This window comes from Chryseobacterium sp. JAH (assembly GCF_001507335.1).
Classification (GTDB): Bacteria; Bacteroidota; Bacteroidia; order Flavobacteriales; family Weeksellaceae; genus Chryseobacterium.
On sequence record NZ_LMAH01000004.1, the window covers coordinates 49828 to 72808 of the forward strand.

A 22981-nucleotide genomic window follows, 5' to 3' on the forward strand; every position below is an offset into this window, starting at 1 on the left:
AATAACGATTCGTTTATTTACTTTGATTAATGTCTGCCTTCGTTACGCAACCAGCTTCATCATAGTTGAGCTTTACGGTCTGGATAACCTTATTTTTATCAAACTGAAGACTTGCGCAATACAGATAAAAGTTGTTGATCTTACTATCATTTATCTGTACAATAGAATTTTCATTATTACATAAATATTTGCTCAAAAGGTAGTTGTAATGGGTGTTGAAGCTATTTCCATTAGCAATCTGCTGAAGACGATACTTGAAGTCGTTATCTCTTTCTTCATACGTATTATCTACTGCTGCAGCTTCTTCTACATCATTATATTCAGCAACAATAGTTATTTTGTGTAAGATTGGATTTGTATCAGCATCTGTATGCAATGTCACGACGTAGGTCCCTGGTTTTTTGTAAGAATAAGTTGCCAATTTTTCTTTTGAATCAATACCAGGATTTTCACCAAAATTCCACGTAAACTGAGTGGCCTCTGATATCGCTTTAAATGGTACCGTTTCAAACTGCATGGCCTGCACCTGTGCTTCGATAACCGTTGGCACTACTACGCTATCTTTCTGCTGTAATTCTCGTCTTCCTGAAACAACAATAGGAAAGGTTTTTGTGTTAACATCATCAATAATAATTGTTACATTATACAAGCCTGGTCTTTTGTAAATATGAAAACCTTTGATCTTATCAGAAGTATTTCCGTCTCCAAAATTCCATTTCCTTGTTTTTCCGAATGGCGTCTTATCGGCAAAAAAGAGGCTGTCACCTACCAAAACCGGTGATGGATATATATCAACTAAAATATCGTCTGATGAGTGATTAACTTTTTTCTGAAGCCACAATGCAATGAGTGCAGCAACAAGCAATGTAGCTATAACACCGATGATGATGTTTTTCTTGTTTTTTTCAAAATAGTTCATGATAAGTTTTTGTGATGTGTTGTAATATTTGTGTTTTAGTTATTTTGACCTCATGGCGTTATCCCTGTCAAATAGGCGTTGTTCCTTATTTTTATATCCTACAATACACTCCTGGGTTCTTGCCTGAAAATTTTTTGTGTCTAGCGAAATGTTTGTTACGGTTCTCTTATCGTTAAAATACATTTCAAAAAATTTAGCAATTTGTGGATAGGCATCAACTCGACTGTCGTCTGTGCTAAATCTCTTTTTTGTACCTCGAATGTAATCTGTATTTCTCTCGATATCATGAGCAACCATGACATCCGGAATGTCTGATTTTAACCGGGAAATTTGCGAAAACGTAGTATCTACGACTTTTTGAATTTTTTTCTGCTCAGCATCAAACTTCGCCTTTTCTTCCAATCGATCGAGTGAGACAATGTCTGATTCAGAAAATGGTGAATCAAATCTATTCAGGAAAATAATTCCTAAAAAGATCATTGAAGCAACTAACATGAAAATAAGATAGATAAACTGAAAGCGTTTCTCTTTTTTTGAGAGTGTAATTTGTCCCTGCATGATTTGATGTTTATTATTTTTTTATCTACGTCTTCTTCCTCCGGAGTAATTTCTGGATGGATCTTTCATGAGTTCCTTGTTGACAGAAGCTACTTTTTCACTACAACGTATCAGCTCATTGCGCGCAAACTCTTTTTTAGTGGAAACGTCAATAATTTGTGTTTTTAGGTTCAACATCGGGTTGATGTTGTTGAGCAATGAAGAGTATTGCTTAAAGTCATTTGCACTGTCAGCCCCAATGAATCGTCGCGCTTCGTCAATTTCATCACTAATTTGACCTCGCAATTGAATGTCGTTGTTGACAACGTTAATATCTAATGATGCAATATGATAATGAATGCTGTCTACCATAATTTTCATCGCTTTTGAACGATTGATAAGCAGTTCATATTGACGAACTTCTTCTTTCATGCCCATGTGTTGGGTATGGTAACTTTTAAAAAAGAAAAATACAGAACTGAAAGAAATAAGTGATAAGACAACGAATGACAAAATAAATTTCCAGATACCTATACGGACATCCGATTTATTCAATTTTTTATCTCTATTTGTAGACATAATTGTGATTTGGTTTGGAATGTGAAAATAGAAAAAAATTATTTATTTACAAAATTAAATGCAGGCTTCGTAATCTATTTACAATTTTTTAATATTAAGTTTAATTTTGAAATCCGAAAGATTTTCATACTTTAGTGAACAAAATTTTATTTTACCTCTACCAAATCACAAAAATAAAATGACTAAAATATTAGCCAATACGGTTCGTTTTTCGATAGCCGACAGCGATTTTTATTTTAAAAAAATAATGATCAAGACGCTGCTGGAAAATCCTTTCAATATGCTCCTCAACGATTGCAATAACGGTCATGAACTCATCAACAGAATCTATAGAAAACAGGAAGATGTCTTTATCGTTGAGCTATTCATGCCCGTACTTAGTGGCCTTGAAGCGATCAAGTTTATTCGCAAAAACAATGAAGAAACCCCGATCATCACCTATTCCGGAACGTATCAGGAGGATATGGCCGATATTCTAGAAAAAATTCCGAATATATATTATTGCCAGAAAAACAGCAATATTATCAAAGATATTATCAAAGGTCAGATTACGTCTCAGGATTTTGATTACCAAGCCTATTCTGAAAGCTGGAAACAACAACCTTTAGCCGTTCAGGACTATATGAACAGACAGAAGCAAAGCCAGGAGGAGCTTTCTCCCACGGAAATTCAACTGATGAAATTCTGCTATGAAGGCTTCAGTAACAAAGAGATAGGAGAAAAACTCAATCTCAGCACCAGAACCATTGACACGTATATCAACAGACTCACAGAAAAGCTTGGTTTGAAAACAAAACTGCATCTCATCCGCTTCTGTGTAGAAAACGGATACTACAATTCGAGTATGTAAAGGGTTTAATATGTGATCAAACTAGACTAAATACAAAATTCTCAGTCGTTTAACGCAAATATTTTCTGTACTAATTTGCTTCTATTCAATTTTTTTAACTAAATTTGCACACCTAAAATTTAAAATTAAAAAAGGAAATGACAAAGGCAGAATTGGTAAACACCATCTCAAATAAATTGGGAACAGAAAAGAATGAAACACAGAAAGTTGTAGAAGCTTTTATGCAGGAGATCAGAACTTCTATGTATAATGGAGACAATGTTTACTTAAGAGGTTTTGGATCTTTCATCGTTAAAACTAGAGCAGCCAAAACGGGAAGAAACATTTCTAAGAACACTGCAATCGAAATCCCTGCACATAACATTCCTGCTTTCAAACCATCAAAATCTTTTGTTGAGAAAGTAAAAACAAAAGTTGCAGTAAAATAAGAATAACAATTGAATATTAACTAGTTACACAAAAATTTAACATTATGCCAAGCGGAAAGAAAAGAAAAAGACACAAGGTTGCAACACACAAAAGAAAGAAAAGAAGAAGAGCGAACAGACATAAGAAAAAATAATCTCAACTAGAGATTTTGTAATATAATAATATAGTTGGTGTTTTTAATTTTTTAATAACCACCGACTATATTTTTGTTTGTTACCATATGATTTCAGATCGTTTAGATTTTTTTAATTATTAAAATTTTCAAAATCTCTCCGTATCTTTAGTCTATAAAAAATTATCTTATAACAAAAATGAAGAAAGAACTAATAGTTTCGCATGAAGATGAGCTTACAAAGATTGCCTTGCTGGAAGACGGAAGATTATGTGAACTTCATGAGGAAGAAGACAAAAATGATTTTGTAGTCGGAGATTTGTTCATAGGAAAAGTAAAAAAACTGGCTCCCAATCTTAATGCCGCATTTGTAAACATCGGATACGACAAAGATGCATTTTTGCATTACCAAGACCTTGGCCCCCAGTATCTTACTTATAAAAAATTTTTAAAAGACACGGTTTCTAAGAAACAAAATACCTCAAGTTTGAAAAATTTCGAAATACAACCCGAAATTGATAAAAACGGAACGGTAGACAAAATCATCGCAAAAGATGATGTCGTACTTTTACAAATTACCAAAGAGCCAATTTCTACAAAAGGACCGAGAATCTCTACACAGATTTCTCTTACGGGACGTTTTTTGGTTTTAATACCATTTGATAACAAAGTTTCTATCTCAAAAAAAATCGGAAGTTCCGAAGAAAAAGTGAGACTTAGAACTTTGATCGACAGTATTAAGCCTGAAGGTTTTGGTGTGATCATCAGAACAGTTGCCGAAGGAAAAAAAGTGGCTGATCTGCACAACGATATGAATCAGTTGATTCAGAAATGGGAAAATACTTTTAAGAATATTCAGAAAAATAAAGTCCCTTCTAAAGTATTGAGTGAAGATGACAAAGCTTCGTCTATTTTAAGAGATAACTTCAATCAGGACTTCGTCAATGTATTTTGTGACGACGAACAGATGGTTGAAGAAATGAAAAATTATGTGGAAGTTATCGCTCCTGAACGAAAAAATATCGTTCAATTCTATGACTCTCATATCCCTCTCCTCGAATATTATAACGTTGAAAAGCAACTTAAACAAAGTTTCGGTAAACACGTAAATATTCCAAGTTCAAAAGGTGCTTACCTTGTGATAGAACACACAGAAGCACTACACGTAATTGACGTCAACTCCGGAAATAATATTACAGCCGGAAATTCTGCCACCAAAGAACACGGTCTCAACGTGAACAAAATGGCAGCTACAGAAATAGCAAGACAGCTACGTCTCAGAGATATGGGCGGTATCATTGTCGTAGATTTTATCGACATGACCAACCCTGATCACAGAAGAGATTTGTTTGAACATCTGAAAACAGAAATGAGCCGTGATAAAGCGCGCCATAAGATTCTGCCTCCAAGTAAATTTGGACTGATACAGATTACCAGACAAAGAAACCGTCCGGAAAAACAAATTGACACCAAAGAAGAAAACCCAAACAAAGACGGAGAAATTGTAGCTCCTATCGTCATTGTTGAAAAAATGGAAGACACCATAAGAACCATCATGCAAAAAGATAAAGGAAAACTATATCTGCATGTACATCCTTTCGTTGAAGCTTTTCTTACAAAAGGAATCAAAAGCATACAAATGAAATGGTTTTTGAAATACAAAAAATGGGTCACCATTATCCCAAGGGATTCTTTTAAATACTTAGAATACAAAATCTACAATTCGAAAAAAGAAGAATTAAGCGGATATTCTAACTAAAGACAAGACATTAAAACCTTCAGAAATTCTGAAGGTTTTTTCTATTGACCACAGAACGCTTACCTAGTTTTTCATTTAACAGCATATTCAAAGTTCCAGATCCCATTTAATTATCTTCAAAATTTATTTGAAAAATTATGCATAATTAACATCCACAACTATTCCTTTTTCTAAGATATATTAGTAATTTTGAGATATGGAAAGTTTTGGAAAAGATTTACTTCAAAAAATCAAAAAATCCCAACTCGGGGGTGCGAATGCCCACGGAGTTTTTTCCCCACCATACCGCGCAGTTTTCACGCACGAAGAGATTTTAGAAAAAAAACCAAAATTTGCTGCCGTTAATATCGTTTTGTACTTAAGAGACAACGAATGGTATTTTCCACTCATCCAGCGTACAGAAAATGAGCGCGACAGACATAGTGGACAAATATCTCTACCAGGCGGAAAACGTGAAGAATTTGACCGTGATTTTGCCGAAACTGCAGTTCGTGAGACTTCGGAAGAAATAGGCTTGGAAAAACCTTATGTGAGAATCATCCGTGAGATGTCACCAATCTATATTCCGCCAAGTAATTTTTATGTTTACCCGTACATTTCTTACTCAAAAAGAAATCCTGAGTTTATCCTTCAGGAAACTGAAGCTGTGGAAGTTATAGAATTCCCCATCACATCATTCCTGAACCTTCCCGATTCCCCTGAAATTATGGCATTACCCGGTGCAGGAGGAAAAGAAGTTCCCGTGATTAATTTCAATGGATATATCATTTGGGGCGCAACAGCAATGATACTCAGCGAATTCAGCCAGTTGATTAAAAAAATGTAACTTTGCAGATATTATGTTTAAGTAAAAAATGGCGAAGAAGAACATATTCACCGATTCGTTCGGCACTCCTTATTTTTTAAAAAGGTTTATCATTTTTATTCTGGGAATCGTTTCTTACAGGAGGTTTAATGGCTTTAACAAGCTGAAAATTACCGGAACAGAACATTTGGTAGATCTCCCTGATTCTAATGTACTTTTTGTATCAAACCACCAGACTTATTTTGCCGATGTCGCAGCGATGTATCACGCATTTTGCGCAGTGAATAACGGCTATTTAAATACAATCAAAAATCCAATTTATCTTCTTAACCCAAGAGTAGATTTTTATTATGTTGCTGCTGAAGAAACCATGAATAAAGGGATTCTTCCAAAAATTTTTAAAATCGCAGGCGCTGTAACAGTAAAGAGAACCTGGAGAGCCGAAGGTAAAAACGTCAACCGAATGGTCGATTTAAGCGAAATTGATAATATCATGAAAGCTTTAGACAACGGTTGGGTAGCCACTTTTCCTCAAGGAACCACTGCAGCGTTTGCACAAGGAAGAAAAGGAACTGCCAAATTGATTAAAAATCAAAGACCTATTGTTATTCCAATTAAAATAAACGGGTTCAGAAGAGCGTTTGATAAAAAAGGACTTCGTGTAAAAGTAACGGGAGTAAAGCCTACCATGGAATTTAAAAAACCATTAGACATTGATTACGACCACGAAAATGCCCAGCAGATTCTTCTCAAAATCATGACTGCGATTGAACAAACCGAAGATTTTAATGTACTTCATACGTATGATGAAGAGATCAAAGCAAAAAAATCTGAACAATCTAACCCATAAAAATTAAAAAAAAGTCATTATGAAAAAATTAATAGTGATATTATTATTAATCATGATTACTGTTTCATGCAACAGCCAGAAAGCTTATTCAGATTTTGATATCAGTTATTCTAAAAGTGGTGGATATGCGCCTATCTATGAAAACCTTTTAATTAAAGGCAACGATGTACAATATTCTTTTGAAGGTCAGCAAAAGAAATTCAAAACAACTTTTAAACTCAGCAATGAAGAAATTCAGAATCTCAATCAAATTTTGACTCAGAACAACTTCAGACATATTGTAGAAGATCATAAAAAGATATATGACCGTATTGCAGTTTCCATCAATGTAAAAAATGGTGAAAACAGTGCCAATAAAACAGATGCAAGTATGATCTTGCCTCAGTCTAAGAAAAACTGGGACGAGATTGTGAATGCTTTTCAGGACATTATCAGTAAAAACGTAAAAAACACTCAATAAATTTGAAAACCCATTTCATCGCCATCGGCGGAAGCGCCATGCACAACCTTGCTATTGCGTTAAAAGATAAAGGATATGAAGTTTCAGGCTCAGATGATGCCATTTTTGAACCTTCTAAATCAAGACTTGAGAAAAAAGGAATACTTCCCAAAGATTTGGGCTGGTTTTCCGAAAAAATAACCTCAGATATTGATGCAGTAATTCTTGGGATGCACGCTCATCAAGACAATCCCGAATTGGCAAAAGCGAAAGACTTAGGTTTAAAAATATATTCTTACCCTGAGTTTTTATACGAACAGTCAAAAACCAAAACCCGTGTCGTCATCGCAGGATCACACGGTAAAACTACCATCACATCAATAATTCTTCACGTGTTGAATTTTCATCAGAAAGATGTTGACTACATGGTTGGAGCTCAACTTGAAGGTTTCGACTGTATGGTAAAACTGACAAAAGATAATGATTTTATGGTATTGGAAGGTGACGAATACCTTTCATCTCCTATCGACCTTCGCTCAAAATTTTTACTCTATCAGCCCAATATCGCTTTAATGAGCGGAATTGCATGGGATCATATCAATGTTTTCAAAACATTTGATGATTACATTGAGCAGTTCAGAAAATTCGTTGCAAGTATTACTCCGGGAGGAGTTTTGGTATATAATGAAGAAGATCATGAAGTAGTAAAAGTGGTTGAAAATGCTGAAAATTATTTCAGAAAAATACCTTACAAAACGCCTGACTACGAAATCGTTGGTGGAAAAGTTCATTTAAAAACTGAAATGGGAGATATTCCTCTTTCTGTTTTTGGAGCACATAATTTGTTAAATCTTGAAGGAGCGAGGCATATCTGTCATACTTTAGGGATCATGGATGAAGATTTTTATGATGCCATCATGAGTTTTAAAGGCGCTTCTAAACGTCTTGAGAAAGTTGAAAGGCAAGACAAGGGAATTCTCTATAAAGACTTCGCACATGCACCAAGCAAGGTAAAAGCAGTTGTGAAAGCATTCTGTGAGCAATTTAAAAATGAAAAAAAATACGGTTTTCTTGAATTACACACCTATTCAAGTTTGAATCCTGTTTTTTTAGAACAATATGATAATGCAATGGATGGCCTGGATGAAGCGATTGTTTTCTATTCTGAAGATGCTTTAAAAATCAAAAGAATGGATCCTATTTCTCCTGATTTAATCAAAGAAAAATTTAAAAATGAAAATCTTAAAGTCTTTACTAATGCAGAAGAACTTCATGCGTATTGGGATTTATTAGATAAAACTCAGGGCGTTTATATGATGATGAGTTCTGGTAATTTTGGTGGATTGGATTTGACGAAATAAAATCATCATAACATATAGAAAAAGCTGTACTCATCATGAATACAGCTTTTTTTTAACTTAGAACATTTCAATTTTAAATATCCGCCACAGCATTCAACATTTTTTCTTCCCAAGACGGATCTTTCGGGTCAAAGAACAATCTTTTCCCGGTGTCTAAAGAACGGATAACATTCATTTCATCTTCAGATAATTCAAAATCAAAAACATTGAAATTCTCTTCAATTCTTGAAGGCGTCACCGACTTAGGAATTACACAGAAACCTTCCTGCAGATGCCATCTTAGAATGACCTGAGCAACTGTTTTACTATATTTTTGAGCAATCTTTTCTAAACTTTCATTTTCTAAAAGTTCTGCATTTCCATTCCCAAGTGGGCTCCAGGGTTGGGTTACGATATTATTTTCTCTATTGTAAACCTGAAGTTCTTTCTGCTGGAAAATCGGGTGCAATTCAATCTGATTGATCACTGGAAGAACTGTAGAATTTGCTTTTAATTCCTCTAATTTTTCAACTGTGAAATTACAAACACCAATCGCTTTTATTTTTCCTTCGTGGTACAGCTCCTCCATCGCTTTCCAAGCTCCGACAAAATCAGAATATGGCCAGTGGATAAGATACATATCCAGATAATCTAATTGCAGTCTATCGAGCGTTCTTTCAAATGCAGATTTTGCCCTCTCATAAGATGTATCCTGGACCCATAATTTTGAAGTAACAAACAAATCTTCTCTGGCCACTCCACTATTCTTTATAGCATTACCAACAGCCGTTTCATTTTGGTAAATCGCCGCTGTATCAATCATCCTGTAACCTACTTCGATGGCTTTTATTACAGCCTTTTCACATTCCTGCATATCTTCCATTTGCCAGACTCCAAAACCTAAAGATGGTATTTCAACTCCGTTATTTAATGTAATTACAGGTTGTCCTGCGTATGTTTTTTGTTGCATAACTGCTTTTTTTTAAAATATATTTATTGTAATTCTAATTAACTTTTCCCATAATCTGCCTGAAAAGACTTTTAATATGATCAATTTCATTCTGATACATTGTCTGTTTTCTACACCCAAAGTACAAAGTATTTTCTAATTTTTCTTCACCTTCCCAAATCAGTTTTACATCACCGTTTTCAATTTCATTTTTACATAGAAAATCAGGAACTACAGCCAAACCTGTACCGCCTTTCAGACAACGGATAATGGAATTGAGGTTTGGAACAATATAATTGGGTCTGAAATTTGGTTTATGCCCGAAATTCAACAGCCAAAACTGAAAAAGATGTTCCATATCTCCGGTGGTTCCGTACCATTTTTCCTGTTTCAGCCAATCTTCGATTTCCTTAAAATTTTTGGTTTTTAAAACGTCTTTAAAACTATTTGTATCAACATTTTTTCCGCCCACTAAAACAATTTGTTCAGAAGAAAACGCTTCGTGTAAAATGTTAGGAGAAGTTCCTTTTTTGGGAGTAATAATTAAATCTAAAATTCCTTTATCGAGCTGATCGATCATTTCAGGATATTCACCGAAATCAATAATTAAATTGAAATCTAAGGTTGACACATATTGCTCCAAAGTGGTTTGAAAAGTTTCAAAACACATTCCAACACTGATCGTCGGAGTGGTCTTTTCAGTCGATTTCTGAAAGTTTTTTTCTACATCTTCCAGTTTAGACAAAGCTTCAGAAACTGCATTGAACAAAATTTTCCCCCTCTCAGTCGGGATCATTTTCCGTCCTGTTCTGTCAAATAACTTATACCCAACATACGCTTCCAACGAGCCTAAATGAAGGCTCACTCCGGGTTGCGAAATAAACAGAGAATCTGCCGCTCCGGTTAAAGTCCCGGTTTTATAAATCGCTTTGAAAGTGCGGTACCATTCTAAATTAACCATATATGAATATCAAAATTCTGATACAAAATTACATAATAATTATTTTAGTGATATTATATTTTTTACGATACGTATTTAAGAAGAGATTATTTAGTGAAAACTAAAAGAGAAAAGTAATGTACCGCATTTAAAAAAAAGACCATCAAAAGAAAAAAGTACAATAAATATCTACTTTTACCTATTTTTTCAGGCCACCAACTCCTATACCTTTGTCCTGTAAATAATTCTAAAATAGCAAATGTCAGATAAGAATGGTAACATGAAATAAACCACAATTCTGATAAGAGCAAAAAAAAAAAATATTAAAATATTAATCAACTTAAATTATTAAAACAATGAAAAAAACATCAACTTTCAAATCGCTAGGATCACTTATCCTTTTCACAATTTCTTTCATGTTACTAAGCGGATTTTCTACATTATCTGCTCAAAGTACAAAAACGATTAAAAATGTAGTTTTAGTACATGGCGCTTTTGTAGACGGATCAGGTTATCGAGGAGTTTACGACATTTTGAGCAAAAAAGGTTATCATGTGACCGTGGTACAAAACCCATTAAGCTCATTGCAAGATGACGTGGATGCTACCAAAGCAGCTCTGGATAGACAAGACGGTCCAGCAATTCTTGTAGGGCATTCTTATGGTGGAAGTGTTATTACAGAAGCCGGCGACCATCCTAAAGTTGCAGCGTTGGTATATCTCGCGGCATTTCAGTTAGACGCAGGTGAATCTGCATTGGATTGGGCGATGACAGAACCAGGATCTCCTAAAAATGGGATTCTACCCGCTGATGATAAAGGAATATTATATTATGACAAGAAAAAATTTCATGAAGGATTTGCTGCCGATATACCGAAGGAACAGGCAGATTTCATGTACGCTTCACAAGGTCGATTTGCAGTAGCAGCATTAGCCGCAAAAGTAACCAAAGCACCATGGAAAACAAAACCTTCATACGGAATAGTAGCTACACAGGATGAGGCAATTCTTCCAAGTATTCAACGTAAAATGTATACAAAAGGAAACGCTAAAATCACAGAGATTAAGGGAAGTCATGCCGTATTTATTTCTCATCCGCAAGAGGTTGCCGAAGTGATCATCAGAGCTTCGAAGGAAGTTAAATAATTTAAAATTTCGACAGGTAAATAAAAGCTACTTCGCATAATGCGAAGTAGCTTTTATTTATCATCATTATGATACCGAACTATAATTTATATAATTTTTATAATACAAAATCCCATTATAACTTTGCATTATAAAATTTAAACATTTAAAAAAATGAAAAAAGTATTGATTATTAATGGTGGACAAAATTTCGGTCATTCCGGAGGAAAATACAATCAGACAATTGCAGAAAACACTTTGGAAGCCTTAAAAAAATTTGAAAACGTAGAAGTGAAAGTTTCGAATATCAGCGAAGGGTACGATAAAAATGCAGAGGTTGACAAATTCATTTGGGCAGATTTTATTATCTATCATACCCCAATCTGGTGGTTTCAATTGCCGAATGGTTTTAAAAAATATATTGATGAAGTTTTTACAGCCGGCCACGCCAAAGGAATTTACATGAGCGACGGCAGAAAAGCAGATAACCCGCAGATTAATTACGGAACTGGCGGAATGCTGGGTGGAAGAAAATATATGGTCACCACAAGTTGGAATGCCCCAGAAACAGCTTTCACACTTCCCGGAGAGTTTTTCAGTGAAACAAGTGTTGACAACGGACCGTTATTTGGTTTTCACAGAATGAATGCCTTCGTTTCTTTAGAAAAAATGGAAAGTTTTCACTTTCATGATGTAGAAAAAAATGCAAATATTGATTGCGACATGAAATTATACAGAGAACACGTTACCACTGTTTTTGAGAAAGAATTAAAACAACAATTAGTCTAATGAAAATCTATCTCACAGCAATTATCAAAGCAAAAGAAGAACACAGAACCGAAGTTTTGGAAGTTCTTCAGAATATGGTAGCAGAAACTTTAAAAGAAGAGGCTAACGAACTGTACACACTTCACCAGGGAATTGAAAATAAAAATCATTTCATTTTCTATGAAATCTGGAAAAGTAAAGAAGGTTTGAAACAGCATAACGATCAACCTTACATAAAAGCTTTTGGAGATTTGGCTGATGAAAAACTGCAGGAAAAACCCCAGATTTATTTAACGGAAATTATTTAAACATGAAAAAATTAGCAGTATTAATTCTTGCCGTTTTTACGATAGGATTTGTTAATTCTCAAACCAAAAAATCAAAGAATCTGAAGAAGAAAATTCTTTTCGTGATAACAAGCCACGACAAAAAAGGTGATACAGGAGAAAACACAGGATACTATCTCGGTGAGGTCTCGCATCCATGGGAAGTCCTTCACAAATCCGGTTTTGAAATTGATTTTGTAAGTCCAAAAGGTGGAACTCCTCCTGTCGACGGATTCGATTTGAAAGATCCTGTCAACAAAGAATTCTGGGAAAACAAAGAATACAAAACCAAAATTGATCATTCTTTAAAACCTTCCCAAGTAAATCCAAATGATTATTCTACAATATTTTATGCAGGAGGTCACGGCGCAATGTGGGATTTTGCAGATAATACAGAATTAGCAAAAATTGCTGCTACAATCTATGAAAACGGAGGTATTGTAGCCGGAGTCTGCCACGGACCTGCTGGTTTGGTGAATATTAAATTATACAGCGGTAAATATTTAGTTGACGGAAAAAAAATCAATGCCTTTACCAATGAAGAAGAATCTGAGGTGAAATTAACTAAAGTAGTTCCTTTCCTTTTAGAAGAAAAATTGAAGGAAAGAGGTGCGAAATTTGAGAAATCAGGACTTTGGCAAAATCATGTAGTGACAGACCAAAGAGTGATCACAGGACAAAATCCACAATCTGCAAAAGGCGTAGGTGAGGCGATTTTGAGTGCGTTAAAAAAATAACTTCATATCTTTTAATTCAAATTGGTTTAAATATTTCATTGCATTAATTAAATATCAACACATGAAACTATTTCCAACTTTTCTATTCACAATATTTCTGATTTGTAATTTTTCAGCACAGGAAAAAGAAATTTGCAGATACACAAAAACTCCTACAGGTTTCCTGATGGTGCTTCGTGAAAATGATGATGTCCTGGCTCAGATTGAGAATCTTGCGAAGACACAGAATATTCCTTCAGCGAGCTTTACGGGAATTGGCTTTGCAAGAGAAGTAACTTTTGGATTTTACGATTTTCAAACTAAAAAATTTAATCCCAAAACGTTTAAAAAAGTAGAAATGGGAAGTCTCACCGGATCTATTGCATGGAATGAAAAAGATCCTTCAATACACATTCATGGAGTTGCCACGGATGAAAAATTCAACGCATACGGCGGACATCTACTTTCCCTTCATGTCGGAACAGGTTCTATGGAAATCTACTTAACCGTAAATGATAAAAAATTAGAAAGAAAGATAGAACAACCTTTGAATGCCAACGTGCTTCAACTGAATTGTCAACAATAATTATTTAAACAAAAATAGCTTCTCAGATATGGAAGCTACTTTTGTTTAAGGCAAATTTAAATTACTTTCCTATCGGTAAATGGGTACTGATGGCAATTCTGTTCCACATATTAATAGAAACGGCAGCCATAATAATATCTGCAATCTGCGTTTCATTAAAAAGTGCTTTCGCTTTTTGGTAGGTTTCTTCAGAAAGTCCTTTTTGACTGATTAAGGTAATTTCTTCCGCAACCATCAAAATAACCTGTTCTTCTTCTGTGAACAATTCTTTTGCATCTCTCCATGCATTCAAAAGAAAAATTCTCTGTGGGGTTTCACCGTATTTCAAGGCATCTTTGGTATGCATATCCAGACAGAATGCACATGCATTAATCTGAGAAGCTCTGATTTTAATTAATTCTTTCTGAATCGGAGTTAAAAAACTGTTTTGAAGGGCAGCCTCCATTCCTATTCCTGCTTTGTAAGCGGCAGCGTGCGCCGTTGCCATGTTGAATCTTGCGCTCATACTATTATGATTTTTTAGTTAATGTATCTATTGAAAAAAAATATTCTTCTTGTGTTGCCAGTAAAAAAGCCGCTGTACTTCCCACCCAAACCGAATAATCCAGAGGAGCCTTTACTCCTAATGCAATAGTCATCGATAAGGCAAAAATCAGCAATAAAAATCCCGTTCCGTATGCTGCAATCCTGGTTTTGAAACCGAAAATCAGCATTAATGGAAAAATAACCTCTAAAAAAGTAGCGACATAAGCTGAAAATGTGCTTAGAATTTCTGGAAGAAAAAAAGTTAACTGCTTTGTGTATTTTTCAAAATTCTCCCAGTGTCCCCACGCGGAATTTTCTCCCCAAAAACCAAATCGGTCTGCGACCGCTGATAGCATCGTCACTGCGATTGCGAATCTTAAAAATAATTGTGGAAATAAAACTTTTTGGTCTGTCATGCAATTGGCTTTTTATTACATGACAAAGTTGCGACATAGAAACAGCAAAAATCTTAAACTGGTTTAAGAACGTAATTTTGCCCTGATTTCACTTAAATATTCCGGAGTGAAACCTAAAAATGAAGCCAATAAATATTGTGGAATTCTCTGGATAAACCAAGGATAAAGCGTACTGAAATGGATGTAATATTCTTCTTTGCTCATTTCATAAAGATATCGGATCCGTTTTTCTGTTGCAGAATAAGCACGTTGATAAATCATTCTGAAGTAACGTTCCATCACCGGATGTTTTTCAAGCAAAAGCTCCTGTGAATGAAAATCAATCATCATCACCGTCGCTTTTTCAACTGCCTGAATATTAAATTTAGATTTTTCCCGCTGTTCGAATGCAAAGTTGTCTGCCAGCCACCAGTTTTCTATGGCAAATTCGGTTGTTTGCTCCACCCCTTTTTCATTGATGAAGAACTTTCTCAGGCAACCTTTCAAAACAAAATATTTAAATTGACTAAGATCACCTTCTGACATTAAATTCTCCTTCTTCTTCACTTCCAAAACTTTAAAGAAAGAAGATATCGAAGCAAATTCTTCTTCACTTACAGTAATAAATTTATCTAAATGCGCTTTAAAAGTTTCCATTTTTGAAATTGAATACTCAAACTTAACTTTATTTTTTTAGTTTTACAATGATAAAAATCGAATCATGGAAATTGTTGCTAAAATTCTCATTGCCGTTGTAGCTTTAGAACATCTTTATATCCTGTGGATGGAAATGTTTGCGTGGGAAACCAAAGGTAAAGAAGTTTTCAAAGCAGCTTTGCCACCTGAAATGTTCAAGCCGACAAAAGGTTTGGCAGCCAATCAGGGATTGTATAATGGTTTTCTTGCCGCCGGATTGATTTGGTCTTTTTTCATTGAAGATGAAAAATGGCAAACCAATATTGCTTTGTTTTTCTTGAGCTGTGTAGCGATTGCAGGAATCTACGGTGCCATTTCTGCGACAAGGAAAATATTTTTTGTTCAGGCTCTGCCAGCGATTTTGGCGATTGTTGCCGTTTTGTTAAAGTAATTGAGAAACAAAATGCCTGAAGCAAAGTTTATATATAAAAGAAAGTTTTTTGACAATGAATTTAACTTAGCATTTATTTCAATTTTTGGATTGCCTTTCATTTTAGTTAAAAAAGGTTTTCTTGATTTGTCATTCGGCTGTATCATTTTTACTATTTATTCAATGATGATTTATTTCTCATTGTCAAATATTTTTAAAATGATCATTTTGAACGATAAAACAGAGCTAATAAATTTTTTTGGAAAGAAAATATTAGTTCCTAATAACAAAATATACTTTTCAGAAGAATATTACAGAAAAGAAACTAAAGATTCTGTTGTACACACTCTTAAATTGGAGGTTCAATTTCCTGATAAAAAGATTACTTTTTATAAAGATGAAGAACCAAATTACGATGAAGTAATTAATTATTGCAAAAATAAATACACACAATCAAACAAAAAAATCATCAACTATAGGTTTTATATAATTCCTTTGTTAATAATTTGTTCAGGGTTACTTTTTTTCCTCTTTACACGAAATTGTTATAAAAAGCAGGAGCAGGATAATATCGTAAGTATTAGAGATTTTGGATACATTAAATTAGAAGGAACTTTTAAAGATTATAAGAATAAGGGAAAGAGCACAAAGATTGTTCTCCATCTAAAAGAATATCCAAAATTTGAATTCTCACCTGTTGACTCATTACAATATTCACCCAATTTTTACAGCAAACTAAATGAAGGTAGTACAGTAAACATTTACATAACTCATAATGAGTATTATAAAAAGATTAAAAAAACTATTCCTCCTAATTTTTACGATACATATTTTAATTATACTGAAATTAAAATCTACAATCTTGAATAAATTTATTAATTCAAAAGAGTCTTTATTAGTTCCTCCTTCATTTTCTCTGGTTCAAATAGACCTTCATGATAATAAACCAGCTCCTGATTTTCATCTAAAATAATCCACAACGGATAAACGGGCTGATTTTTATTTTTAAATAAAGCCAAAGCCAACTCATGAATTCCTGAATTTCCATTAGGCAAATAATTAAATTCTTTACCCTGAAAATTGATTTTTTCTTTTGTCTTTTCAGCTTCAAAATTGATAAAATGAAAATTTTCATTCATCATTTTTATCAAATCTTTATCTTTTTTAAGTTGAAAAGATTCGATTTTACAAACTGAGCACCAGTCGGTATACAAATGAATAATGATTGGCTTTTTATTTTGTGTACCTAAGTTTTCAATTTCTAAAAAAGTGCCTGTTTTCATCTGCGAAAGACAAAAACATGGCACTAAAAATAACATTAAAAAAAACACTAAACTTTTCATTTCAAATTATATTTCACACCCAAAAAACCTCTGATTCTCTGCATCGGAGCATAACCATACGTTGTATCAAATGTATAATGATTCGGATTATTGATCGGGTCATTTACATTATTATCAAACGGATCAAAAGGTCTCATCAACGGATCCTTCGGAGTAAAATTGAATAAATTTTTAACACCGCAATACACTTCAAAACCAGAATCAAAACTCTTTGAAACCTGAATATTCGCCAAAGAATATAGCGGTGAATATTCAGGTCGGTAATCATTGGGTAAAACAGGCAATCGCATCGGTCCGTAAAACTGTCCGGTAAAATCTACCGCGAGATTATTAGGAAATTTATAGGTCAAATTATAGGTTCCACTCCACTTCGGAGCGTGAAGCTGGCGGGATTTTTCTCTTTCATCATCAAACTTCTGATACACATCAAGATACGTAACTCCTAAATTTACGCTTAAGGGAAAACTGAAACTGAAATCAATATTCATCGAAGCACCCCGGGAAATTCCGTAACCGTTTAAATTATCATAAATAATTTTCTGAGGATCCGAATCAAAATCTCCAACAATTTTATTGCTGAAATACGTGTAAAAAGCAGAGGCATCCACATTGACCAAACGGTCTCCGACAGGAATTTTCCAGACGTAATTTAAATTTCCGTTGATCGATTTTTCAGGTTTTAAATTGGACTGAATCACCACCTCACGCGAACCCGTTAATGCCGCATGATCTTCAGTAAATAAATTCACTACCCTGAAACCCGTTCCGAAATTAAATCTGAAAGTATGATACGGATTCGGCGAAAATTTCCATGCAAAACGCGGAGAATGTACAGAATGGTGAATCTTATCGTAATCAAAACGGTAACCCAACAAAACTGTATTTTTTTCATTAATCTCCCACTGATCCTGAATAAACGCTCCAAAAATCGGTGACTTCATCGGCTGATTGGTAACTTCATCAGAACCCAATGTTCCGGGAGTATTGTCATCATAAAATGTCTTTTTGAAGGTCAAGCCCAAAATAAAATCATGATTGCCCAGCTTTTTGTCCCAATAGGTTTGTGCAAAGGCGACTTTCTGTAAAGCTTCATAAGGCGTATTTCCGTAAAATGAATTCTGGTCGTGATAGTTGTAAGAAAACTGGGTGAAAATCTGCTCTTTCAACGGTAACTGATACATCCCGAACGCTTCTACCCTATTCGTGTAAATACTTTCTCCATATACTTCGTCACCGCCACGATGCGATTTGTCCCACTGCATTTCACCGCCGAAACGGTCTTCGTACAGGTAACGCAGGGCAAAACTTGCCATCCGGTTTTCCTTTCTTTTAAAATTCCATTTATTAAAAACTGAGACTCGGTTCTGGAGTGCAGCATCAGTAAAATTATCCTTATTCTGATCTATTTTTTCATTAAAACTGAAATAATTCAAACTTAATAAAGAAGCCACATTTTTGCCGACATTAAATTTGGTTGAAAGATCGACATTATTTTCCGCCCACGTTGTTGTCATCAGATTCACGCTTAGTTTTGGAGCAGTCAGGGCATTTTTTGTAATAATATTAATTACGCCACCCATCGCTTCAGAACCGTACAGCGACGAGGCCGGACCTTTCACCACTTCAATTCTTTCTATCAGACTGTTGGGAATTCCACTTAAACCGTAAACAGTGGAAAGCGAGCTGACGATGGGCATTCCGTCAATTAAAATCATCGTATACGGACCTTCCAAACCGTTGATATGGATATCTCCGGTATTGCAAACCGAACAGTTTAACTGTGGCTGAACTCCGTTGACCATCGCAATCGCTTCAAAAACACTTGGCGTAGGATTCTTCTGGAAAAACTTCTGACTGTAAATTTCTACATTCACAGGACTCTTTGATTTGCTTACAGGTTTGATCGTTCCGGTAATCACCACATCGTCAATATCACCTATCCTTTCTTTTTTTACAGGAATTTTTATTGAGTCAGATTTTTTATTTAAATCTAAACTATCTGCTTCCTGAGAGAAACAAAACCCTGAAAAAAGTACGGCAGAAAATAATATTCGCTTCATGAAATTAAAATTGTTAGACAAAGCTAACAATTAATTTTAGAACAGCAAAACTAATTTAATTTTTACCACAAAAGCAACAAAAGCTTTCGTTGTATTTAAGTTTTACAGCTTTGAAAACATAAGTTCAAAAAAGCTTGATGTGAAATATTTTTTTTCAACGCTTATTTGATCTTATCAGCAGCATTTATTAAAACTTAATTTCAAGCAATCAACTTTTGTGACTTTTGTGGTTAAAAAATTTGCTGTGAAAAATGTTTTTAAACAATTCATTAAAAAATATTAAATTTGAGAGTCAACATATAAGTACAATGAGATATCATCATTCGGGAAATATTCCCCCAAAAAGACATACGATTTTTAAATCACCGGAAGACAAGTTCTATTATGAGCAACTGTTTGGTACAGAAGGATTTCACGGCATTTCCTCTTTGTTGTATCATGTTCACCGCCCAACACAGATCAGATCAATTGGCGAAGCAAAAGACGTAACGCCAAAGATTGCGGTTGATAAAAACGTGACGCCGAGAATGTTTAAAGGGATGAATGTGACGCCTGAAGATGACTTTTTGGACAGCCGAAAGTTTCTTTTGGTCAACAATGACCTGAAAATGGGATTGGCAAAACCGAGAAAATCGATGGATTATTTCTACAAAAATGCCGAATGTGATGAACTTCTTTTTATACACGAAGGAAGCGGAACTTTAAAAACATTTGTCGGAAATCTTGAATTTTCTGTTGGCGATTATCTGATTATTCCGAGAGGAACAATTTATCAGGCGGAACTAAATTCTGATGACACCGTATTTTTTGTGGTGGAAAGTCATTCTCCGATTTATACACCGAAGCGTTACAGAAACGAATTTGGGCAGCTTCTGGAGCATTCTCCATTCTGCGAAAGAGATATAATCGCACCCACTTTTGTTGAACCAAAAGATGAAAAAGGAGAATTTTTAATTAAAGTAAAAAAAGAAAATCAGATCACTGATTTCATCTACGCAACGCATCCATTCGATGTTGTAGGCTGGGACGGTTATTTTTATCCTTATAAATTCAATATCAAAAACTTCGAACCAATAACAGGAAGAATTCACCAACCGCCACCCATTCATCAGACTTTTGAGGCGCACAATTTTGTGGTTTGTTCGTTCTGTGCGAGAATGTACGACTATCATCCGTTGGCCATTCCAGCTCCTTACAATCACTCAAATATTGATTCTGATGAAGTTTTATTCTACACCGAAGGCGATTTTATGAGCAGAAACCATATTGATTTAATGGATTTCACGCTTCACCCAGGTGGAATTGTTCACGGACCTCATCCTGGAGCGATGGAAAGAAGCATCGGTAAAAAATTCACTGAGGAATATGCAGTTATGGTTGACCCATTCCGTCCTTTGAAAATTACGGAAGAAGCAATGAAAGTGGAAGATCCGTCTTATAAAACTTCTTGGCTGGAAAGTGAGGATCATAGTTTAGAGGACAGATCGCAGGAGTAGCTTTGCTTTTTGCGATTGGCTTTTAGCTTTAAATTTTATGAAAGATATTGAGGATTGAATGTGAGTATTCAATCCTTTTCTTTTTCACAGATTGAATAAAACATGACAAATATCTCCACTAATTCAGCTAAATATTTAGACTGAATCTAAATAATAAGATCTATCTTTAAGATATTAAAGTAAAAAATTTCAATATGTATAATTACATCAGTGCAGAAGAAGCTATTTATACGATTAAAAGCGGAAACCGTGTGTTTTTTCATGGGAGCGCATGTACTCCGAATCACCTGATTGACGAGCTAGCAAGACAGTCTCACCGTCTGGATAATGTAGAGATGGTTTCTATTACCCAGCAGGGAAATGTGGAAATTGCCAAACCTGAATACAAGGATAAATTTTTCGTGAATTCACTTTTTGTTTCAACGCCGGTGCGTGATGCTGTTAACTCTGACCGTGGAGATTTTGTTCCGGTTTTTTTAAGTGAAATTCCTATTTTATTCAGAAAAAATATTTTGCCGCTTGATGTTGCTTTAATTACAGTTTCGCCTCCTGACAAACATGGTTTCTGTACTTTGGGAACTTCAGTTGATGTTGCGAGAGCCGCTGTTGATACTGCTAAAATTATTGTAGCCGTTGTCAATCCTTTAATGCCGAGAACTCATGGCGACGGAATGCTTCATATCAGCAAAATTCACAAATTAGTCTGGAATGAGGAAGAGCTTCCAACTGTAGATTATGGTGCCAAGGTAGGTCCTGATGAAATGCTGGTCGGAAAAAATGTAGCAGAATTGATTGACGACAGATCAACTCTACAAATGGGTATCGGAACAATTCCTGATGCGGTTTTAAAATGTCTGGGAAATCATAAAGACTTAGGCGTTCACACTGAAATGCTGAGTGACGGCGTGATCGATTTAATTCAAAATGATGTCATCAACAATAAATACAAAGGGTACAACGATAACAAAACCATCACGAGTTTCTGTTTCGGGACAAGAAAATTATACGATTATGTGGATGACAACACGGTTTTCTCTTTTGATGACGTGAGCACCGTTAACTTCCCTATCAACATCATGAGAAATAAAAAGATGGTTGCGATCAATTCTGCTATCGAGATTGATCTGACCGGACAGGTCTGCGCAGATTCCATCGGAACCATGCAGTATAGCGGTATCGGCGGACAAATGGATTTCATGCGTGGAGCCGCTTTGAGCGAAGACGGAAAACCAATTATCGCCATCACATCAAGAACAAAAAGAGGCGTTTCCAGAATTGTTCCTTTTCTGAAACAGGGTGCGGGCGTTGTCACAACAAGAGGTCACATCCACTGGGTGGTAACGGAATACGGAACTGCATATCTTTATGGGAAAAATCTACGTCAGCGAGCTCAGGAACTGATCAGTATTGCGCATCCTGATGACAGAGAAATGTTGGAGAGAGCGGCTTATGACAGATTTAAAAATTAGGTGAAAATGAATAGAATAATTGCTATCTGCTTAGTTTTGATTACGAGCTTGCTTAATGCTCAAAACTTAAAAATTAAAGATTTTAAAATTGTAGATTACGAAATTACTGATACCGGAATTGTTGAAATTTCAACCCACTCCATAATAGATAAACAAGGAAATTTAGTTGTATACTCAGACAGTTGGGATGGTCAAAATTATTTCAAATATAAATTGAGCAACGATGAAATCGAAAAATTGAATTCCTTAACTGGCAGGAAATTGGATGATTTTATCAAACAGAAAAAGCTAAACGAAAATCAGTTTTTTGCTGGAAAGAGAAAATATATCTCATTCAAACATAAAGGTTCTGACAGTAGCCTTTGTTTTATAGAACCATTTATGAATGACGAATTTGCGGATATTTTAAAGTTGTTAGATAAGAAAATCTATAGTCATGACAAAACGGCAAAAACTACAATCATGTTAACTGACTTTGAAATGACAAAGAAAGAAATTATTAACAGAGAAAAAACTGATCATTACTTACCTAAAAAGGCGATCATCAGGCAAGTGAAATAACTGATTTAAATTCAATTCCATATGTAACAAAAGCTATA

General features: G+C 34.8%; 27 protein-coding genes. 17 read left to right on the plus strand and 10 right to left on the minus strand.

What is annotated here, in order from left to right; all coding sequences use genetic code 11:
- Window positions 1–13: 13 nt before the first annotated feature.
- The 3 genes from AR685_RS10945 to tssO (AR685_RS10955) are packed head-to-tail and all read right to left on the minus strand — an operon-like array spanning window position 14 to window position 2035.
- On the minus strand, window positions 14–919 hold the full coding sequence (locus tag AR685_RS10945) for a PKD domain-containing protein (protein ID WP_047446500.1): 906 nt from the start codon (window positions 917–919) through the stop codon (window positions 14–16).
- Between the two features lie 39 nt (window positions 920–958).
- Window positions 959–1477 (minus strand): type VI secretion system TssO, encoded by a 519-nt coding sequence (tssO, locus tag AR685_RS10950; protein WP_047446502.1) that lies wholly within the window; start codon window positions 1475–1477, stop codon window positions 959–961.
- Between the two features lie 21 nt (window positions 1478–1498).
- Window positions 1499–2035, minus strand: a complete 537-nt coding sequence (gene tssO, locus AR685_RS10955) for a type VI secretion system TssO (protein WP_047446504.1) — start codon at window positions 2033–2035, stop codon at window positions 1499–1501.
- A 178-nt stretch (window positions 2036–2213) separates the two neighbouring features.
- Between tssO (AR685_RS10955) and AR685_RS10960 the strand changes: the two genes are divergently transcribed.
- The 7 genes from AR685_RS10960 (at window position 2214) to AR685_RS10990 (ending at window position 8640) form a co-directional block, all read left to right on the plus strand.
- Window positions 2214–2885: a response regulator transcription factor gene (locus AR685_RS10960; protein ID WP_047446506.1), complete on the plus strand. Its 672-nt coding sequence runs from the start codon at window positions 2214–2216 to the stop codon at window positions 2883–2885.
- Window positions 2886–3022: 137 nt separating this feature from the next.
- A complete protein-coding gene (locus tag AR685_RS10965; protein ID WP_034674127.1) occupies window positions 3023–3313 on the plus strand; it encodes an HU family DNA-binding protein in 291 nt (96 codons plus the stop codon).
- Window positions 3314–3625: 312 nt separating this feature from the next.
- On the plus strand, window positions 3626–5185 hold the full coding sequence (locus tag AR685_RS10970) for an Rne/Rng family ribonuclease (protein WP_047446509.1): 1560 nt from the start codon (window positions 3626–3628) through the stop codon (window positions 5183–5185).
- A gap of 196 nt (window positions 5186–5381) precedes the next feature.
- The gene (locus AR685_RS10975) at window positions 5382–6011 is read left to right on the plus strand and encodes an NUDIX hydrolase (protein WP_059124593.1); all 630 of its coding nucleotides are present in this window, start codon (window positions 5382–5384) and stop codon (window positions 6009–6011) included.
- 28 nt (window positions 6012–6039) lie between these two features.
- Entirely contained in the window at window positions 6040–6840 is an 801-nt protein-coding gene (locus AR685_RS10980) for a lysophospholipid acyltransferase family protein (protein WP_047446513.1), read from the plus strand.
- 19 nt (window positions 6841–6859) lie between these two features.
- Entirely contained in the window at window positions 6860–7300 is a 441-nt protein-coding gene (locus AR685_RS10985) for a hypothetical protein (protein WP_047446515.1), read from the plus strand.
- Between the two features lie 2 nt (window positions 7301–7302).
- Complete coding sequence (locus AR685_RS10990; protein ID WP_059124594.1) at window positions 7303–8640, plus strand: UDP-N-acetylmuramate--L-alanine ligase; 1338 nt, start codon at window positions 7303–7305, stop codon at window positions 8638–8640.
- Window positions 8641–8713: 73 nt separating this feature from the next.
- Here the strand turns inward: AR685_RS10990 and AR685_RS10995 are convergent, their stop codons facing one another.
- A complete protein-coding gene (locus AR685_RS10995; protein ID WP_059124595.1) occupies window positions 8714–9589 on the minus strand; it encodes an aldo/keto reductase in 876 nt (291 codons plus the stop codon).
- Between the two features lie 34 nt (window positions 9590–9623).
- Window positions 9624–10529 carry a LysR family transcriptional regulator gene (locus AR685_RS11000; protein ID WP_059124596.1) on the minus strand — a complete coding sequence of 302 codons (906 nt, stop codon included), beginning with the start codon at window positions 10527–10529 and terminating at the stop codon, window positions 9624–9626.
- 335 nt (window positions 10530–10864) lie between these two features.
- On the opposite strand from AR685_RS11000, the gene AR685_RS11005 reads away from it, so the two are divergent.
- The 5 genes from AR685_RS11005 (at window position 10865) to AR685_RS11025 (ending at window position 14028) form a co-directional block, all read left to right on the plus strand.
- On the plus strand, window positions 10865–11653 hold the full coding sequence (locus tag AR685_RS11005) for an alpha/beta hydrolase (protein ID WP_059124597.1): 789 nt from the start codon (window positions 10865–10867) through the stop codon (window positions 11651–11653).
- Window positions 11654–11806: 153 nt separating this feature from the next.
- A complete protein-coding gene (locus AR685_RS11010) occupies window positions 11807–12421 on the plus strand; it encodes an NAD(P)H-dependent oxidoreductase (RefSeq protein ID WP_059124598.1) in 615 nt (204 codons plus the stop codon).
- The gene (locus tag AR685_RS11015) at window positions 12421–12708 is read left to right on the plus strand and encodes a putative quinol monooxygenase (protein ID WP_047446527.1); all 288 of its coding nucleotides are present in this window, start codon (window positions 12421–12423) and stop codon (window positions 12706–12708) included. The genes AR685_RS11010 and AR685_RS11015 overlap by 1 nt, the downstream gene beginning before the upstream one ends.
- 2 nt (window positions 12709–12710) lie before the next feature.
- Window positions 12711–13463 (plus strand): type 1 glutamine amidotransferase domain-containing protein, encoded by a 753-nt coding sequence (locus AR685_RS11020; protein ID WP_082002147.1) that lies wholly within the window; start codon window positions 12711–12713, stop codon window positions 13461–13463.
- Window positions 13464–13524: 61 nt separating this feature from the next.
- Window positions 13525–14028 (plus strand): PPC domain-containing DNA-binding protein, encoded by a 504-nt coding sequence (locus AR685_RS11025; RefSeq protein WP_047446529.1) that lies wholly within the window; start codon window positions 13525–13527, stop codon window positions 14026–14028.
- Window positions 14029–14089: 61 nt separating this feature from the next.
- Here the strand turns inward: AR685_RS11025 and AR685_RS11030 are convergent, their stop codons facing one another.
- The 3 genes from AR685_RS11030 to AR685_RS11040 all read right to left on the minus strand — a co-directional run bounded on the left by AR685_RS11030 (window position 14090) and on the right by AR685_RS11040 (window position 15605).
- Window positions 14090–14533, minus strand: coding sequence for a carboxymuconolactone decarboxylase family protein (locus tag AR685_RS11030; RefSeq protein WP_059124599.1), 444 nt, complete (start codon window positions 14531–14533; stop codon window positions 14090–14092).
- Window positions 14534–14537: 4 nt separating this feature from the next.
- Complete coding sequence (locus tag AR685_RS11035; RefSeq protein WP_059124600.1) at window positions 14538–14969, minus strand: DoxX family protein; 432 nt, start codon at window positions 14967–14969, stop codon at window positions 14538–14540.
- Window positions 14970–15032: 63 nt separating this feature from the next.
- Window positions 15033–15605, minus strand: a complete 573-nt coding sequence (locus AR685_RS11040) for a Crp/Fnr family transcriptional regulator (RefSeq protein ID WP_059124601.1) — start codon at window positions 15603–15605, stop codon at window positions 15033–15035.
- A gap of 64 nt (window positions 15606–15669) precedes the next feature.
- Here AR685_RS11040 and AR685_RS11045 point away from each other — a divergent pair, with 64 nt between their 5' ends.
- A complete protein-coding gene (locus AR685_RS11045) occupies window positions 15670–16035 on the plus strand; it encodes a DUF1304 domain-containing protein (RefSeq protein ID WP_047446537.1) in 366 nt (121 codons plus the stop codon).
- A 207-nt stretch (window positions 16036–16242) separates the two neighbouring features.
- Entirely contained in the window at window positions 16243–16884 is a 642-nt protein-coding gene (locus AR685_RS11050; RefSeq protein WP_131777617.1) for a hypothetical protein, read from the plus strand.
- A gap of 5 nt (window positions 16885–16889) precedes the next feature.
- On the opposite strand, the gene AR685_RS11055 is transcribed toward AR685_RS11050, so the two are convergent.
- Window positions 16890–17297, minus strand: a complete 408-nt coding sequence (locus tag AR685_RS11055; protein WP_228376432.1) for a thioredoxin family protein — start codon at window positions 17295–17297, stop codon at window positions 16890–16892.
- A gap of 56 nt (window positions 17298–17353) precedes the next feature.
- On the minus strand, window positions 17354–19417 hold the full coding sequence (locus tag AR685_RS11060; RefSeq protein WP_059124602.1) for a TonB-dependent receptor plug domain-containing protein: 2064 nt from the start codon (window positions 19415–19417) through the stop codon (window positions 17354–17356).
- A 308-nt stretch (window positions 19418–19725) separates the two neighbouring features.
- Here AR685_RS11060 and AR685_RS11065 point away from each other — a divergent pair, with 308 nt between their 5' ends.
- The 3 genes from AR685_RS11065 (at window position 19726) to AR685_RS11075 (ending at window position 22943) form a co-directional block, all read left to right on the plus strand.
- Window positions 19726–20913, plus strand: a complete 1188-nt coding sequence (locus AR685_RS11065) for a homogentisate 1,2-dioxygenase (protein WP_059124665.1) — start codon at window positions 19726–19728, stop codon at window positions 20911–20913.
- 194 nt (window positions 20914–21107) lie between these two features.
- Window positions 21108–22382 (plus strand): acetyl-CoA hydrolase/transferase family protein, encoded by a 1275-nt coding sequence (locus AR685_RS11070; RefSeq protein WP_047446547.1) that lies wholly within the window; start codon window positions 21108–21110, stop codon window positions 22380–22382.
- A 6-nt stretch (window positions 22383–22388) separates the two neighbouring features.
- Window positions 22389–22943 carry a hypothetical protein gene (locus AR685_RS11075; protein ID WP_059124603.1) on the plus strand — a complete coding sequence of 185 codons (555 nt, stop codon included), beginning with the start codon at window positions 22389–22391 and terminating at the stop codon, window positions 22941–22943.
- The last annotated feature ends 38 nt before the right edge of the window (window positions 22944–22981 follow it).

Coding starts and splice junctions, on each gene's coding strand:
- AR685_RS11055 (WP_228376432.1), bottom strand. CDS start 17,297: ATGAAAACAGGCACTTTTTTAGAAATTGAAAACTTAGGTACACAAAAT.
- AR685_RS11010 (WP_059124598.1), top strand. CDS start 11,807: ATGAAAAAAGTATTGATTATTAATGGTGGACAAAATTTCGGTCATTCC.
- AR685_RS10965 (WP_034674127.1), top strand. CDS start 3,023: ATGACAAAGGCAGAATTGGTAAACACCATCTCAAATAAATTGGGAACA.
- AR685_RS10995 (WP_059124595.1), bottom strand. CDS start 9,589: ATGCAACAAAAAACATACGCAGGACAACCTGTAATTACATTAAATAAC.
- AR685_RS11070 (WP_047446547.1), top strand. CDS start 21,108: ATGTATAATTACATCAGTGCAGAAGAAGCTATTTATACGATTAAAAGC.
- AR685_RS11005 (WP_059124597.1), top strand. CDS start 10,865: ATGAAAAAAACATCAACTTTCAAATCGCTAGGATCACTTATCCTTTTC.
- AR685_RS11025 (WP_047446529.1), top strand. CDS start 13,525: ATGAAACTATTTCCAACTTTTCTATTCACAATATTTCTGATTTGTAAT.
- AR685_RS11035 (WP_059124600.1), bottom strand. CDS start 14,969: ATGACAGACCAAAAAGTTTTATTTCCACAATTATTTTTAAGATTCGCA.
- AR685_RS10970 (WP_047446509.1), top strand. CDS start 3,626: ATGAAGAAAGAACTAATAGTTTCGCATGAAGATGAGCTTACAAAGATT.
- tssO (WP_047446504.1), bottom strand. CDS start 2,035: ATGTCTACAAATAGAGATAAAAAATTGAATAAATCGGATGTCCGTATA.
- tssO (WP_047446502.1), bottom strand. CDS start 1,477: ATGCAGGGACAAATTACACTCTCAAAAAAAGAGAAACGCTTTCAGTTT.
- AR685_RS11075 (WP_059124603.1), top strand. CDS start 22,389: ATGAATAGAATAATTGCTATCTGCTTAGTTTTGATTACGAGCTTGCTT.
- AR685_RS11040 (WP_059124601.1), bottom strand. CDS start 15,605: ATGGAAACTTTTAAAGCGCATTTAGATAAATTTATTACTGTAAGTGAA.
- AR685_RS11000 (WP_059124596.1), bottom strand. CDS start 10,529: ATGGTTAATTTAGAATGGTACCGCACTTTCAAAGCGATTTATAAAACC.
- AR685_RS11065 (WP_059124665.1), top strand. CDS start 19,726: ATGAGATATCATCATTCGGGAAATATTCCCCCAAAAAGACATACGATT.
- AR685_RS11030 (WP_059124599.1), bottom strand. CDS start 14,533: ATGAGCGCAAGATTCAACATGGCAACGGCGCACGCTGCCGCTTACAAA.
- AR685_RS11015 (WP_047446527.1), top strand. CDS start 12,421: ATGAAAATCTATCTCACAGCAATTATCAAAGCAAAAGAAGAACACAGA.
- AR685_RS11060 (WP_059124602.1), bottom strand. CDS start 19,417: ATGAAGCGAATATTATTTTCTGCCGTACTTTTTTCAGGGTTTTGTTTC.
- AR685_RS11020 (WP_082002147.1), top strand. CDS start 12,711: ATGAAAAAATTAGCAGTATTAATTCTTGCCGTTTTTACGATAGGATTT.
- AR685_RS10980 (WP_047446513.1), top strand. CDS start 6,040: ATGGCGAAGAAGAACATATTCACCGATTCGTTCGGCACTCCTTATTTT.
- AR685_RS10985 (WP_047446515.1), top strand. CDS start 6,860: ATGAAAAAATTAATAGTGATATTATTATTAATCATGATTACTGTTTCA.
- AR685_RS10975 (WP_059124593.1), top strand. CDS start 5,382: ATGGAAAGTTTTGGAAAAGATTTACTTCAAAAAATCAAAAAATCCCAA.
- AR685_RS10945 (WP_047446500.1), bottom strand. CDS start 919: ATGAACTATTTTGAAAAAAACAAGAAAAACATCATCATCGGTGTTATA.
- AR685_RS10960 (WP_047446506.1), top strand. CDS start 2,214: ATGACTAAAATATTAGCCAATACGGTTCGTTTTTCGATAGCCGACAGC.
- AR685_RS11045 (WP_047446537.1), top strand. CDS start 15,670: ATGGAAATTGTTGCTAAAATTCTCATTGCCGTTGTAGCTTTAGAACAT.